Annotated in this window: 10 protein-coding genes; all 10 read left to right on the forward strand. The window is 50.8% G+C overall.

Translation table 11 applies throughout. From position 1 onward, the window contains the following. Positions 1-122 precede the first annotated feature (122 nt). The 10 genes from OIR97_RS03890 to OIR97_RS03935 all read left to right on the forward strand — a co-directional run bounded on the left by OIR97_RS03890 (position 123) and on the right by OIR97_RS03935 (position 15,718). On the forward strand, positions 123-770 hold the full coding sequence (locus OIR97_RS03890; RefSeq protein WP_267177820.1) for a ParA family protein: 648 nt from the start codon (positions 123-125) through the stop codon (positions 768-770). Between the two features lie 23 nt (positions 771-793). Further along, complete coding sequence (locus OIR97_RS03895) at positions 794-1,075, forward strand: hypothetical protein (protein WP_169546464.1); 282 nt, start codon at positions 794-796, stop codon at positions 1,073-1,075. Continuing rightward, the gene (locus OIR97_RS03900) at positions 1,075-2,052 is read left to right on the forward strand and encodes a replication initiator protein A (protein ID WP_169546463.1); all 978 of its coding nucleotides are present in this window, start codon (positions 1,075-1,077) and stop codon (positions 2,050-2,052) included. The genes OIR97_RS03895 and OIR97_RS03900 overlap by 1 nt, the downstream gene beginning before the upstream one ends. A gap of 536 nt (positions 2,053-2,588) precedes the next feature. Continuing rightward, on the forward strand, positions 2,589-2,783 hold the full coding sequence (gene mads1, locus OIR97_RS03905; RefSeq protein ID WP_169546462.1) for a methylation-associated defense system helix-turn-helix domain-containing protein MAD1: 195 nt from the start codon (positions 2,589-2,591) through the stop codon (positions 2,781-2,783). Further along, positions 2,780-5,674, forward strand: a complete 2,895-nt coding sequence (locus tag OIR97_RS03910; protein ID WP_169546461.1) for an SNF2-related protein — start codon at positions 2,780-2,782, stop codon at positions 5,672-5,674. Before mads1 ends, OIR97_RS03910 begins: the two co-directional genes overlap by 4 nt. Positions 5,675-5,688: 14 nt before the next feature. Then, a complete protein-coding gene (locus OIR97_RS03915) occupies positions 5,689-7,557 on the forward strand; it encodes a site-specific DNA-methyltransferase (RefSeq protein WP_169546460.1) in 1,869 nt (622 codons plus the stop codon). Positions 7,558-7,567: 10 nt separating this feature from the next. Continuing rightward, positions 7,568-9,295: a GmrSD restriction endonuclease domain-containing protein gene (locus OIR97_RS03920; RefSeq protein ID WP_169546459.1), complete on the forward strand. Its 1,728-nt coding sequence runs from the start codon at positions 7,568-7,570 to the stop codon at positions 9,293-9,295. Further along, entirely contained in the window at positions 9,292-12,240 is a 2,949-nt protein-coding gene (locus tag OIR97_RS03925; RefSeq protein WP_169546490.1) for a restriction endonuclease, read from the forward strand. The genes OIR97_RS03920 and OIR97_RS03925 overlap by 4 nt, the downstream gene beginning before the upstream one ends. After that, positions 12,237-13,631, forward strand: coding sequence for an SIR2 family protein (locus tag OIR97_RS03930; RefSeq protein WP_169546458.1), 1,395 nt, complete (start codon positions 12,237-12,239; stop codon positions 13,629-13,631). Before OIR97_RS03925 ends, OIR97_RS03930 begins: the two co-directional genes overlap by 4 nt. Beyond that, entirely contained in the window at positions 13,631-15,718 is a 2,088-nt protein-coding gene (locus OIR97_RS03935) for an ATP-binding protein (protein ID WP_169546457.1), read from the forward strand. Before OIR97_RS03930 ends, OIR97_RS03935 begins: the two co-directional genes overlap by 1 nt. Positions 15,719-15,758 lie beyond the last annotated feature (40 nt).

The following is a 15,758-nucleotide window of genomic DNA, read 5'->3' on the forward strand; positions in this document are numbered from 1 at the left end:
CATCATGATGCTATGATACTATGATGTCATGGTATCTCGATATCGAGATGTTTTGGCATCTTGATATCAAGATATCAGCACCCGCATAAAAAGAACAACAAACTGGGTCCTGAGTATTGAAAGTGGTCTCTTTCGTCGCCAGCAAAGGCGGCGCAGGCAAAAGCACATTGGCGATTCAATGTGCGGTACATGCCTCACAAAATGGTTTGAACGTTTTAATTCTGGACATGGACAGTCAGGGCAGCGTGCGTGACTGGTATGACCAGCGATTGCAGACGATTTCAGAATTTTCCGAACAGCATCATTCACGATTGCATGTGCAGCCAGTTCAGCTTGGTGAACTGGTGGAGACTGTTGAGCGCGCTCGTGCTTCCGGCATTGATGTTTTGGTGATCGATACGGCAGGCGATGACAGGCTGGGCACAGCCTCTGTTGTCGGCGTCAGTGATCAGGTGCTGGTACCGTGCCGACCGACGATGCGCGACCTGAAGGGCGCAATCCAAACCTTCCAGATGGTGTCGCGTCAGCAGAAGTCGTTTGCATTCATTCTCAATCAAACCCCGCCACAAACCGCCGCCAAGGGCGGGCGTGTGCGAGAAGCGGCGCAGGTTCTTTTGCAAATGGGGACACTTTGCCCAGTCCCCGTTGTTGCCCGCGTTGATTATCAGGACGCTGACGGTCTTGGCCTTGGGGTGACGGAATTTAACCCCTCCGGAAAGGCTGCTTCCGACATCAGGGCGCTTTGGGCATGGGTCGAAAATAGAAAATAAGAAAAACAAGAGAGGGGAACTCCATGAAAAAATACAAACGAACTTCCATGGCGCTTGCGCCAAGTGAAGCGCCTTCAAACCCTGCAATACTTCAGGACAAAACTGGTGAACAGGAAACGGCTCAGCAGAAAACGGTCAACCGCACATTACGTTTGCCGCCAGCCGTCTATCACCTGTTGCGCAATTTGAGCCATGAGGAAGTGCGCCCGATGCACAGCTATTACCTTGAGGCGATTGACCTGTGGCTGACGAAGCGGGGGCTTCCCGGTTTTGCAGAGCTGGATGGCGGCAGGGAGCTGACCTGATGGTGATCGACAAAAAGAACGAGTCTCCCCGCGTACTGAATAAGGCCTTTCAGGGGTTCCTGGACCGTATGCCGGTGGAGGGCGAAACCTGTCCACCTGCGGCAAACGACAATAAACCACCCGAACAACCGGATCTGTTTGTGCCGTCCCTCCATGATATTCCGATCAAGGACAACATCGATTTGATGGATATCGCGGTGTTTCGGCTGTCCACCAAGCAGAAGGTTCATGATGACATGATTGTCCATGACCTACCGAACGCGCGGGTCGAGGTGACCGGGAATGCTCGATATGGCATAGCGACCATTCATGACTACGACATCGTACTCATGGCGGTCAGTCAGCTTACCAACGCGGTCATGCGGTATCGGAATGGTTATGGCCCGAGGCCTTCCAATGTGTTCCGCATTCACAGCACGGAGGTTTTCAAGTTTCGGCGAACCGGGGCCGGTGGAAAGGACTATGAGCGCTTGGAAAGCGCGCTCAACCGTTTGCAGGGCACATTCATCAAGATCGAGCGGAAAGGCGAAAAGGGCCGATTGCGGCGCACCGGATATTTCCCTCTGATTGCCGGGGCGAAGGTGGTGAGCCATACCAGTTCCGGTCGGATCGGCACGTTGGAGATTACCATTCCCGACTGGATATGCGACGGCATCATGAAGCACGAAAAGCCGGAGGTGTTGACCATTCACCCGGAGTATTTCGGTCTCAAGATCGCGTTGGCCAAGTTCATTTCCCGTTTCGTCCGCAAGCAAGCCGGACAGACCGAGGCCTTGTGGGGGTTCCGGAAAATTCAGGAAAAATCCCAATTGGTGGACCCGGAGAAAAAATTCAACCACAAGCTCCGGGAGGTTATCAAGGCTAATCCCTTGCCGGACTATGATCTGCTTGAGGTGAGCGGCAAGGACGGCCCTATGTTGCGGATGATGCCCAAAGGAAAGCGAGGTGTTGAAAAGGGCGGCAAGGGCAAGTCGTAGCCTTTCCCGGTTCCAAAAGTCCGAAATAGATCGGATGGATTTTCGGGACAATGCAGGCTTGTGGATAATTTTCGGAATCTTGGAACCCGATTTCGGAAATTGAGAGCCGATCTTCGGAATTTCGGAACCCAGCGTCGGAATTTGAGAACCTGATTTCGGAATTATGGAACCGCTAATATTCGGAACGCCGCGCAATCCGGAGCAGTTCACGGATTGAACAGGCCTAAAACATATTTAAAACTATTTAAAACATTTAAAAACCGGTTTCGGTATTCCGGAAACCGGGAAGAGGCGGGAAAAAATACTTCGCTGAAAGCCGGTGCGATCACCGAAGCGATATTTGTTACCTCAAGTCTGATTTTACTTGGGAGACGGGTGTTGAAGTCATAATCAGACTGCTGTTTTTCCCCAACTTGCGAAGTATTCGGAAATAGTTATGCAATTTAAGGGCGTGCAGTCGGGTCGAGCATATACTATTTGTTAATTGTCGAATTTTCCCGTATTTTCTCATCGAGATAAGTGAGGTCGAGAGAATCATGAAGACCGACATAATGACGATCAAGGAAGTAGCGGAGTATCTGAAGCTGACGGAGAAAACGGCTTATCGTCTGGCGGCGGAAGGGAAGATACCTGGCTTCAAGGTTGGTGGATCATGGCGATTTCGGCGAAGCGAAATTGAAAACTGGATTGATGCTGAGACAAACAGACAGAAGGGAGAACCGGAGGGGTGATTACAGACTACCATGCCAAACTGTTTGCTCATGAGTTGAGCAAGCGGCACTCCGTTGCGGATGCCGAGAAACTGGCCGGTACCCTTTTTGACGCCCAGGTTGATCTGAACCCGCATCAGGTCGAAGCGGCTCTTTTTGCTTTCAAATCGCCCTTGTCCAGGGGGGCTATTCTGGCCGATGAAGTCGGGCTTGGTAAAACAATCGAAGCCGGTTTGCTTCTTTCCCAAAAATGGACGGAGGGAAAGCGCCGGATCATCATCATTGGCCCCGCCAACCTTCGGAAACAATGGTCGCAGGAGATTGAAGAGAAGTTCTTTTTGCCGACCTTAATCCTTGAAGCCAAGAACTATAACCGATTGATTAAGGATGGCGTTAAGTGTCCGTTTGAACAGGATAAGATCGTCATTTGCTCATTCCAGTTTGCCGCGCGCCATGCGGAAGAACTCATGGTGCAGCGATGGGACTTGGCTGTGATCGACGAGGCACATCGCCTTCGAAATGTCTATCGCCCTGACAACAAGATTGGCAAAGCCCTCAAAGGGGCGTTGTCGAATGCGCCCAAGGTGTTACTGACGGCTACGCCATTGCAGAACTCCCTCATGGAGCTCTATGGGCTGGTGAGTATCATTGACGACTATGCCTTTGGAGACGCCAAGAGTTTCCGGGCGCAGTATGCGCGTTTGACCGGGGACGACCAATTCGATCACCTCAAGAGCAGGCTTGCCCCCGTTTGTCATCGAACCCTCCGTCGTCAGGTGATGGAATATATCCGTTACACCAACCGCATTCCCATAACGCAAGAGTTCGTCCCCACCGAGGATGAGCAAGCTCTATACGATATGGTGTCGGATTATCTTCGCCGTCCGTCGCTTCAGGCATTGCCGAGCGGTCAGCGCACCTTAATGACGTTGATCATGCGCAAGCTGTTGGCGTCTTCGACGTTTGCTATCGCCGGGGCGCTGGATTCCTTGGCGCGAAAGCTGGAGCGGCAACTGAAGGATGATGCGACCCTTCGCAAGAACCTTGAGGAAGACCAAGAGGAACAGGATGAAATCGTCTATGACTTCGACGGCTTCTCGGAAGAAGCGGAAGAATGGGTGGACGATGAAGAAGAGCCTGAGCTTCTAACCGAAGCCGATATCGAAGCCATTGAAAGGGAGATCGAAGACCTGCGTGGCTTCCGGGATTTGGCAGTTGCCATAACCGAAAACGCGAAAGGGCAAGCCCTGTTGGCAGCCCTGAAGGCCGGTATGGACAAGGCGCGGGAACTGGGAAGCGCCGAGAAGGCGATTATCTTTACGGAGTCCCGCCGAACACAGGAATACCTTGTCCGGCTTCTGACCGAGAACGGCCATGAGGGTAAGCTCGTCCTGTTCAACGGATCAAACTCGGATACGCAATCCAAGGCCATTTATGAGCAGTGGAAAGTTCGTCATGTCGGCAGCGATCAGATCACGGGTTCCCGGACGGCGGATATGCGCGCCGCGCTTGTCGAGCATTTCAAAGACCAAGCCTCAATCATGATTGCGACGGAAGCCGCCGCCGAGGGGATCAACCTGCAATTCTGTTCGATGGTGGTGAATTACGACCTGCCCTGGAACCCGCAAAGAATTGAGCAGCGGATCGGGCGGTGCCACCGTTACGGCCAGAAATATGACGTGGTGGTGATCAACTTCCTGAACAAGAACAATGCCGCCGACCAGCGCATTCACCAGCTCCTGTCCGAGAAGTTCAAACTCTTCTCCGGCGTGTTTGGTGCAAGTGATGAGGTGTTGGGTGCCATTGAGTCCGGTGTGGAGTTCGAAAAGCGGATTGTATCCATTTACCAGACTTGCAGAACAACCGAAGAAATTGAGGAAGCCTTTGAAGCCCTTCAGGCTGAGATGAGCGCCAAGATCGACGAGACGATGGAGGATACCCGCAAGAAGCTCTTGGAAAACTTCGACGCGGACGTTCATGACCGCCTTCGTATGAATATGACGCAGAGCAAGGAATACCTTGGCCGCTATGAACATATGCTCTGGGCGCTGACCAAGCATGAACTCGGACGCCAGGCAGCGTTCGATGATGATCATATGACCTTTGTTTTGAAAGAAGCGCCCAAGGGTTTGCAGGACGCCACGCGCGCGCCTGTCGGTGGCTATCACCTGTCCAAGGTTGGATTGGAAGGCCATCGCTACCGGATCGGCCATCCGCTTGCCCAGTATTTGTTGGTCCAGGCGGGAGAGAGAAAGCTGAACGGTGCCGAACTTGTCTTTGACTATTCCACATGGCCTCAAAAGGCCGCCAGTGTCGAGCCGCTTGTCGGTAAGTCGGGAACCTTGTCTGTCCAGAAACTGTCGGTCACAGGGGCAGATGCACAGGATCATATCATCCTTGCGGGCATGACCGATGATGGCGCACCCATAGACCAGAATGCCGCCATGCGTCTGTTCGACCTTCCATCAAAGAAGGGAGCGACAAGCGGGCTTGAGATCCCCGAAGCCATTCAGCCCAAAGAAGTCCAAAAGACCATTAGCGCCCGCCGTGAGGCCATCATGCAGGAACTTGCCGAGCAGCAAGCCCAATGGTTCGACGAGGAAATGGACAAGCTGGACAATTGGGCGGAAGACAAACGCGCCGGGCTGAAAGCTGAGTTGAAGGACTTGGATGATCAGATCAAGGAGTTTAAGCGACAGGTACGCCAGACGGGAAACCTGCCGGACAAGCTCGCCTTGCGGAAGAAGGCTCGGAAGCTTGAGCAAAAACGGGATGAGGCGTGGCGTGACTATGACGCCGCAGCCAAGCAGGTCGAGGTGCAGAAAGATACGCTTCTCGATCAGGTAGAAGAACGATTGCAGCAACAGGTCTCTGACCATGAGCTGTTCACAATCAGATTTACGGTTCAGTAGGAGGGGCGTTGGCGATGGCCGGACCTGAAAAAATGGCGCTGACGTCAATGGACGTAGCAGAGGAAAAACGGGAAGAGCTGAAGCAGCTATTTCCGGAGGTGTTTTCCGAAGGGAAGATCGACTTCGATCAGCTCAAGCGCGTGTTGGGTGATTGGGTGGAGCCGGGCAAGGAACGGTTCGGGCTTAATTGGCCGGGCAAAGCCGAGTGCATGAAGATCATTCAAGAGCCGAGTGTTGCCACACTGAAACCTGTGCGCGATGAGTCAGTCGATTTCGATGAAACGGAAAACCTCTTCATCGAAGGGGACAATCTGGAAGTTTTGAAGCTCTTGCAGAAGGCCTACTTCGGTAAGGTCAAAACCATTTACATCGATCCTCCATACAACACCGGACAGGAGTTTATTTATCCGGACAAGTACGCTGAAAACTTAGATACCTACCTTGCCTATACTGGTCAGGTCGATAGCGAAGGAAGGAAGTTTTCAACAAATGCCGATGCAGTTGGGCGTTATCACTCTAACTGGTTAAGCATGATGTATCCGCGTCTATATCTGGCGAGGAACTTACTTTCAGATGATGGGATCGTTTTCATATCGATAGATGACAACGAGCTCGCCAATCTACAGAGTATCTGTAACGACATTTTTGGCGAGGAAAACCTGATCGCGGTATTTGTTTGGAAGAGCCGTCAAAACAAGGACAACAGGCCGGAAAAAGGTGCTTCAATTGATCATGAATATGTCGTTTGTTATGGCCGTCGCGTTCGTGGAGACCAGAGAAAAGTAGAACAATACTCTAATCCTGATAACGACCCTAGAGGGGCTTGGACAAGTGCTAATATGGTTGGGCTTGCCACTAAAGATCGGCGACCAAATTTGCACTTTGATCTAATCGACCCAGACACCGAGATCAATTACGGATGCCCTGAAATGGGCTGGCGCTACGATCCGAAAACGATGGCACGCTTGATCGAAGAAGACAGGATCATTTGGCCGTCTTCGCCAGATGGGAGGCCACGTAGGAAGGCATTCTTTGAAGACCTTGGAAGTCAATTTACAGGCATATCCTCAATCGTAGGCAAGGATTTATACACTCGCACAGGAACTGCTGAAATTAGTGACCTTTTTGGATTTCGGGCTATGGATTTTCCGAAGCCGGTTGGGTTGATAAGTGAGGTTGTCGAACAAAGCGGAGGTGACGACGATATTGTTTTGGACTTCTTCGCAGGTTCTTGTACGACCGCACATGCGGTAATGGGGCTGAATCAGAAGGATGGTGGTAATCGAAAGTACATTATGGTTCAGTTGCCCGAAGCTTGTGATGAGCAATCTGAGCCATTTCAACGTGGATTGAAGACAATTGCCGATATTGGGAGGGAACGTGTCAGATTGGCAGCTGCCAAGCTTAAAGATGCCGAGAACGATCAGCTTACTTTTAATGGTTACCCCAGTAAGGATTTTGGTTTCAAGGCGTTTAAATTAGATCGCTCGAATTTTAGAGTATGGGATGGTGATTTTGGTGAGGACGAAATCGTTTCTGAACAGCTCGAAATGCACGTCGATCATGTTGCTAAAGAAAGTACGCCTGAAGACATCCTCTATGAACTTCTCTTGAAAGCTGGCTTCCCGCTGACAACTAAAGTTGAGCAGATCGAACTTGCGGGTAAGCAGGTGTTCTCTGTCGAAGATGGAGCCTTGCTGATTTGCCTCGAAAAAGAGGTCACGTCAGAGCTGATTGACGCGCTGGCCGATGCCGAGCCTTTGCAGGTGATCTGTCTGGACGAAGGTTTCCAAGGCAACGACCAACTTAAAGCCAATGCCGTTCAAACCTTCAAGGCGCGTGCTGAATCTCAAGAATCAGAAATCGTCTTCAAGACGGTCTAGGGGGGCGATTATGGGGCAACAAGATTTACGGATTCATGAGCTGGTAACGAAAATTGAGCGCGGCGATATTCGCTTGCCGGAGATGCAGCGTCAATACGTTTGGCAGCAAACGCGTGTTCGCGATTTATTGGACTCTCTATATCGAGGATATCCATCAGGAACGATTTTGACGTGGGAAACCGATGAGGGCGTGGCGACACGAGATTTTGCGGTGGGTCAGGACGCTTCGGAGCAGCGTAGTTTTCAGCTTTTGCTGGATGGTCAACAACGACTGACTTCCTTGTCAGCTATTCTCCGGGGTGAGCCGATTCATGTGAGGGGACGAAAACGACCCATCGATATTTTGTTCAATTTGGAACACCCGGAAAATCTCGAAGAGATAACGGAAGTATTCGAAGATGAGGAGGCAGAAGACGATACAGACGCCGATCCGGATGAAAGCACAGCGGACGCTTCTGAAGACGAAATCCTGAAGCGTTTCGATCGAATGGCCTTTGTGGTGCATTCCAACAAGTTGGCGAAGCTACCTCATTGGGTTTCTGTTACTAAAGTCTTTAAGGAAAGCAGCGACACCCCCTTCCTGAAGGAAGCGGGGGTTACATCAATGGAAGACCCCCGATACGACAAATATACGGCGCGCTTAAAAAGACTGAGAGACATCAAGGATTACAGTTATCGAGTCCACATCCTTGACCGGGATAAATCCTATGAGGAAGTGACAGAGATATTCGTGCGCGTGAATTCTCTCGGCGCAAAGCTGAGGAGCTCGGACCTGGCGCTGGCGCAAATTACTGCGAAGTGGCGAGATTCTTTAAGTATTTTTCAGGCGTTTGAAGCGGAATGCGTTGACCTTGAGTTTGACCTCGGACTCTCTATTCACCTGAAGAACCTCGTTGCATTTGCGACTGGTCAATCCCGGTTTAAGACGGTTGGAAGTTTATCCAAGGAAAGGCTGGAGGCCGCCTGGGAAGATGCCAAGAAGGGAATGCTTTTCGCCCTAAATTTCCTTCGCAGCAATGTGGGGATCGACAGTCCGGCGCTGTTATCCTCGCCGTTTATTATAATTACGCTTGCTGCGTATGGACATTCAAAGGGCTACCACCTGTCCCCGGAAGAGAGTGCCCGCCTTCGGTATTGGGTTCTAGTGGCAAATGCGAAAGCCCGGTATTCGAGGGGGTCATCGGAAACTTTCCTTGATCAGGATTTGGCAGCGCTTCGTCGCGATCAAAATATTGACGGGCTACTACAGCTTCTCAAAACGCAGGTTGGCCGTTTAGAGGTGTTGCCGAGTGATCTGGAAAACAGAAATAGTCGCAGTGCATATTTCAAGACCATGTTCATGGCATTCCGAAAAGATGATGCCCGTGATTGGCGAGATCAGCTTGTTATTTCTCTGAAACATTCTGGGGCGCAACACGCACTTCAGTTCCATCATGTTTTTCCCCAGGCCGTTTTGAAGAAGGCTAATTTGCCGAGCCAAAAGATTAACGACATTTGCAACCTGACCTTCATTAGCGGCAGCACAAACAGGCGGATTAGCGACAAGGAGCCCGCAGTCTATTTGCCCGGAGTGATTGAGAAAATTGGTGCGGAAGAATTGGGCAAGCAATGTATTCCGACCAATGACGGACTTTGGAAGGTTGATGATTATGAAAGCTTCCTGACTACACGCAGGGAGCTTGTTGCGGAACGACTTAATCAGTTTCTTGAGCACGATAAATGGGGAGTGGCGGCATGAAGCTAAAATTCGACCCCTCCTTAGAGTTCCAGCAGGATGCGATTAACGCCGTCGTTGATGCGTTTGACGGTCAGGCGATTTCGCAATCCGGTGCGACGGCTTTTCAGGCTTTGCAAATCGGTGGTTTGTTTCAGAACGAGCTTGGCATGGGCAACCAATTGACGCTGCCAGCAGATCAAATTTTGGCGAATGTGCAAAAAGCGCAGGAAGCCAACGATATTGAGAAAGTGCCGTCTCTTCAGGGGCATGAGTTTTCCGTCGAGATGGAGACAGGGACAGGCAAGACCTACGTCTATCTTCGCACCATTTTCGAGCTGAACAAGAAATACGGCTTCCGCAAGTTCATCATTGTGGTTCCGAGCGTGGCGATCCGTGAAGGTGTCCTGAAGAGCATTGACGTGATGAAGGATCACTTCAGAACGCTCTATGACAACGTGCCGTTCGATCATTTTGTCTATGATTCAAAACGGCTGAGCAAGGTACGCCAGTTCGCCAGCAGCAACCAAATCCAGATCATGATCATCAACATTCAGGCTTTTGTGAAAGATGTGCCGGACAAGCCTGAATCCGAGATGACGGAAGACGAGCTCAAAAAGCTCAACGTCATTAACCGGGAGAATGATCGTATGTCGGGGCGCAAGCCGATTGAGTTCATTCAGGCCACAAATCCGTTTGTAATTATCGATGAACCGCAAAGTGTCGATAACACCGAGAAGGCGAAGAACGCCATCAAGCGATTGCATCCGGCAGCGACGTTACGCTACAGCGCCACCCACCGGAACCCCTATAACCTGCTCTACAAGCTTGATCCGATCAAAGCCTATGACTTGCGGCTCGTGAAGCGGATCGAGGTGGCTTCCATTCGTTCGGACGACAATTTCAACGACGCCTATGTGAAGCTCCTGAAGACCGACAATAAGAACGGGATCAAAGCGCAGGTTGAAATCCACAAAGAAACGCCGTCGGGGCCGAAGGCTTCCAAGCTTTGGGTCAAACAGAGCGACGATCTGTTTGTGAAGTCCGGCGAACGTATTTCCTATGAGGATGGCTATATCGTTCAGAATATTGATTGCACACCGGGCGCTGAAGGTTTGGAGTTCAACTCTGGACGTTGGCTCGATCTGGGGCAGGAAATCGGTGGCCTTGGTGACGACATCATGAAGGCGCAGGTGTTTGAGACTGTCGAACAGCACCTGAAGAAAGAACGCGCCCTCAAGGGCAAGGGAATCAAGGTTCTCTCCCTCTTCTTCATCGACAAGGTGGCGAATTACCGTGTCTACAACGATGACAACACGACCAGTCTTGGCAAGATTGGCCAATGGTTTGAAGAGGCGTTCCGGGAGCTGACGGAGAAGCCGCGATATAAAGGCCTGATCCCGTTTGATGTATCGCAAGTTCATGACGGCTATTTCAGTCAGGACAAACAAGGCCACGACAAGGATACGCGCGGCAACACCAAGGACGATGACGATACCTATAGTCTGATAATGCGGGATAAGGAGCGGCTCTTGGATGAAGCCGTCCCCTTGCGTTTCATCTTCTCCCACTCCGCTTTGCGGGAGGGCTGGGATAACCCGAACGTCTTCCAGATTTGCACCCTGAACGAAACGCAGTCGGTTGAGAAGAAGCGGCAGGAAATCGGACGTGGCCTGCGATTGCCCGTGAACAAGCATGGTGAGCGGGTGCATGACGAAACCGTCAACCGCCTGACTGTGATTGCCAATGAGTCATACGAGGAGTTTGCGCGCACCCTGCAAACCGAGTTCGAGGAAGATTTCGGTATCCAGTTTGGCAAGGTCGAAAAGATCGCCTTTTCCAAGCTGATCGTCACCAAAACCGATGGAACCGAAGAAGAGCTTGGGCAAGAGGCGTCGGCCAAAATCTGGCAGGAGATGATCGATAACGGCTATCTGAATGATGCCGGTGAAATCCTTGACACGTTTGACCCGAAGAACCCGCATTTTGATTTGAAAGTTTCCGATGAGTTTGCCGGTTTGAAGGCCGAGATCATCGACGAAATCAACAAGAAGGTTTTCAAAAACCGTATCGTGAATGCGCGGGAACGCCGTGAGCTCAAGTTCCGCAAAGAAGTGCATTTGAGCGAAGACTTTATTGCCCTGTGGGATCGGATCAAGCACCGCACCCGCTATCGCGTGACCTTCGAGACCGATGACTTGATTGAAAAAGCCGTTAGCCGGATCAAGAAGCTGGAGGCCATCAAGCCTGTTCGCATTGCCATGACCCGCGTTGATCTTGGCATTACCGAGGCCGGAGTCAATACGGATACGAAGCTTGAGGAGAAGTCCATTGATGCGGAACCCGTCAAGGTGTTGCCGGACATCCTTGCCTTTTTACAGAAGGAAACGGAACTCACTCGCCACACGCTGGTTCAAATACTGAAACAGTCCGGACGGCTTGAAGAGTTCAAGATCAATCCGCAAGCCTTTATGGCCGCTGTTGCCAAGGAAATCTCCCGTGCGCTTCACGACTTGATGCTGGAAGGCATCCAGTACGACAAGATCGCTGGTCAGCAGTGGGAGATGAGCCGTATTGAGCAGGAGGCGGAGGAAGGGATCGTCCGCTACCTGAGTAATTTGTACGAGGTGCAGAACCGCGAGAAGGCGCTCTTTGACGCCATTGAGTATGACTCGGAAGTCGAACGACAGTTCGCGCAAGACCTCGATACGAATGATTTTGTCCGTTTGTTCGTCAAGCTTCCGAGCTGGTTCAAGATCGACACACCGATCGGACCGTATAATCCGGATTGGGCGTTCGTGACCGACAGAGACGATAAGCTCTACTTTGTTCGCGAAACCAAAAGCTCATTGGACTCCGAAGATCGACGCAACAAGGAAAACCAAAAGATCGCTTGCGGCAAAAAGCACTTTGAGACGATTGGAGTTGACTACGACGTCGTGACCTCTTTGTCAGAGGTGGCATTATGACAGGCATATGCAAATACAAACTTCTTTCGCCGGATTCAGCCAGTGCTAGCGAAGATTTGATAGCGGGCAAAAACTCCGAAGACGGCCTTCGACGGATTCAAGCTTTGCTGGCCGAATGGCTTAGAATGGAAAACGTGGTTGTACTGACTGCGGCTGGCTGTTCCGTTGGTGCTGGAGGCCGGTTAATGGCTGGCCCCGCTGATAATAATTTGGAGTGTCTGGTTCTTGATGCAGTTGAACAGTGTGATCTGCCCGATGATGCTAAGGCCATTATAGAATGGAAAAAGGCAAACGGTTTTGGCGCAGGAAACTTCGAGGAGTGGCTGAGTTTTCTGTTCAACGCAAACGGATTGCTTGAGGGTGACCAGACACCAATCCAATCGGTATCTTGGAAGCGACAAGGAGCTGGAGGCGGGGAAATTACCCTGTCATCCGATGATGAAGCGAAACTGCGTAGCTATATCGAGAAGGCCATTTACAGTGAGTGCGCGCTTGAGCTTAATAGGAAAGAATTAACAGGCGAGGAGGTGGAGTCGTCGGGACACATACCTTTCTTAGCGAAGTTGATAGCCAGAGATACTAATCTTGGGCGCACCCATTTATTTACGTTGAATTACGACACTCTGTTTGAGCAAGCCCTTGAGGAGCTCGGAATTCAGTATTTTGATGGGTTCTCTGGCAAGACAACTGCTCGGTTTGATCCAGCGGTTTATGGGCTGGACATTTATTATCCCGGCGACGTAGCCGAAGGCCGCGTCCGACGTTTCGACAAATTTCTGCAATTTTATAAGCTACATGGTTCCCTCCACTGGTTCTTGGAGGATGGCGCATACAGGGCTCAGCACAGGAACCTGTCTTTTGCCAAAGACTACCGTGAAAGTGATGCAGCCGCGAAGGCTGAAAAGCTCAAATCTGACGAGTACAAAAATATCGGTTCGTTTGGCATTTTACCAACGTCGCAGAAATTCACTCAAACATTGGACATGCCATATGCCCATCTTTTCCGGCTGTTTCATGCACGGTTAAACCAGCCACAGACCTTCTTGTTGGTGATGGGATATGGGTTTGGCGATGATCATGTAACACGCATTATTGAAACGGCATTGATGAACCCTTCGTTGGTCATGCTTGTTGTCGAACCAAATCCGGACAGTGACATAGTTAAAAGGATCGCTCGGTATCAGAACCTTGGGCAGAGAGCTTTTGTACTTACTGAAAGGTTGGAAGAAGGCGCAGATTGCTCATATGGAGTGGCGACCTTTTCTGATTTTGCTCAGAACGTGATGCCTGACGTGAAGTGGTTAGAGGACTTTAAACGTCTTAGGAAATTTGAAGAGCAGATTCGAAAATCACAGGAGAAAAACCCCGACGAGCCTGCGGAGGAAGCTTAATGGAGCAACCTCGCGTTATCGGGTACGTCGTTTCTGTAAATGGGTTCCGCCTGAAAGTGGAGCTTTCAACAGAAGCAAAGTCTTCGTCTAGGGCGACACCTGATGGTGTTCAGCGCGCTGTTGCTATCAATTCATTCCTTACGTTCGATCTGGGGGCGGGAACTCATGCAATCGGGATTTTAAGCGATCTTGAGGCGCGTGAATCCTACGACCCAACGCGTGATGAGGAACTGTCCTTGGAACTAACGAAACCAAGGAGAATTGCATCTGTTCAGTTGTTGGGAACGGTAAGGCAGTCCACCAACCGGAGTTGGCTTTTTGATACGGGCATCACAGTGTTGCCTACCCTCGACACCCCGGCTGAAGTAGCGAATCCTGAAGTGCTTTCTGGGATTTTTGCTCTCCCTCCATTGAGGAATAGGCCGCGAGGGTCGGAGGATGATAATTATGATTATCCGCTCGAAATCGGATATCTCACGGGCGATGAAAATTCTAAAGTGAAGGCGTCTTTTAACGATCTGTTTTCGCGCCCTTTGGCCGTAGTGGGGAATACCGGCTCAGGAAAGTCATATACCGTTGCAAGCCTTCTAAGAGGGGTTATTGAACATGAAGGTTTACAGTCGGCAGATGCTGATCCCCATATATTTATCCTCGATATCAACGGTGAGTATGCCAATGCTTTTTTGGAGGGCGAAGCAGCCCGTCACCAACGAGAACCAAACAAAATTTATCTAAATGGTGAAGAGTTTTGTCTTCCGGCTTGGCTTATGAATGGCGAGGAGATTTGCGATTGGCTTCAGGCTTCAGAAGCCACTCAGGAGCCTGTTCTAAAAGATTGGTGGGCGATAGCAAAGGCGAGTTCAGCAGCGCCGGGAACTTACGACCCGCTACAAGTGGCAATTGGCAAAATTGATTCTGCAATTGCTTGGTTGGACGGGAATACCCCTGCCAGCAATTTCGATTTGCTCATTTCCCATGCTCGACAGTATGCGGTGGACTTGGATTGGGACGCGTTTGATCAGCTCCCAAATTGGTCACCCAACAACCAAGATCAATGGAGAAGGGTGTCGAATGATCGTGAGGTCAGGGATCGTTTGGGTGAATTTCGTGCCGCTTTATTGGAGGCTATTTCCCAGCGCCAAAATGAGGGGGTCAACTTCGCAAAATCTGCGGATGCTCCCCGTTTCATCTCACTACATGAATTTCGAGACCCAAACCTCATTGATCGATCAACAGATCAGGACAGTAACAAGCGGATAGATCAGTACTTATTGACCTTGAAGCTGCGGTTAAGAACGCGTCTCGATGATCGTAGGTGGCAGTCGTTTTTTAGCTTTGAAGAGCAGGATGTTCGTTCCTACGAAGATTGGATGGGGAGGCTTGGCGTTGGGCAAGCGGCTGGAAGCCGCATTTCTGTCCTCGATTTGTCGATGCTGGCTTCTGAAATCCTGCCGTTCGCGTGCGCTATTCTGGGAAGGTTGCTGTTGGAATCTCGGGAGATGCTTAACCCGGATGTCAGGAGCAAATATCCTTGGCTATTGGTGCTCGAAGAAGCTCATAATTATGTGCGCCCGCCAAGAGCTGTAGAAGATCGAAGCCTTAGCCTGTCTAGGCGAGCATTTGAGAGAGTTGCGAAAGAAGGACGGAAGTTTGGCTTGTCTCTTGTGGTCGCCAGTCAGCGTCCCAGTGAAATCAGCCCTACAATCATAAGCCAATGTGCAAATTTTTTCTCCCATCGTTTGCAGAACCCTGATGACATTGATCATTTCCGACGCATTATTCCAAAACAAGCCCAGCGTCTCTTGGATCAAGTGACTGTTCTTGCGGCAGGGGAGGCGATTGTTTTTGGAAGTGCCGTACATGTGCCATCTCGGGTGCAAATCAGGAAGCCTTCTCAGGAGCCTTGGAGTTCCACAGCAGCCCCATATGTTGATTGGGCTACGGGTGACAGTTTTCCGTTGGCGTCTGTGATTGAAAGCTGGGGTTTGGCAGATGTGGAGCAGGAGGATGTTGTTGAGAACGTGAACGCAGTTCATATGCCTGTAGACGCAGGCGAAGGGCAGGATGATGACGATCTGCCGTTTTGAACATGAGATATGGCTATGAAAAAGCCCCCGCCGATATCTC

It is taken from the genome of Sneathiella aquimaris (assembly GCF_026409565.1).
In the GTDB taxonomy this organism is placed as follows: Bacteria; Pseudomonadota; Alphaproteobacteria; order Sneathiellales; family Sneathiellaceae; genus Sneathiella; species Sneathiella aquimaris.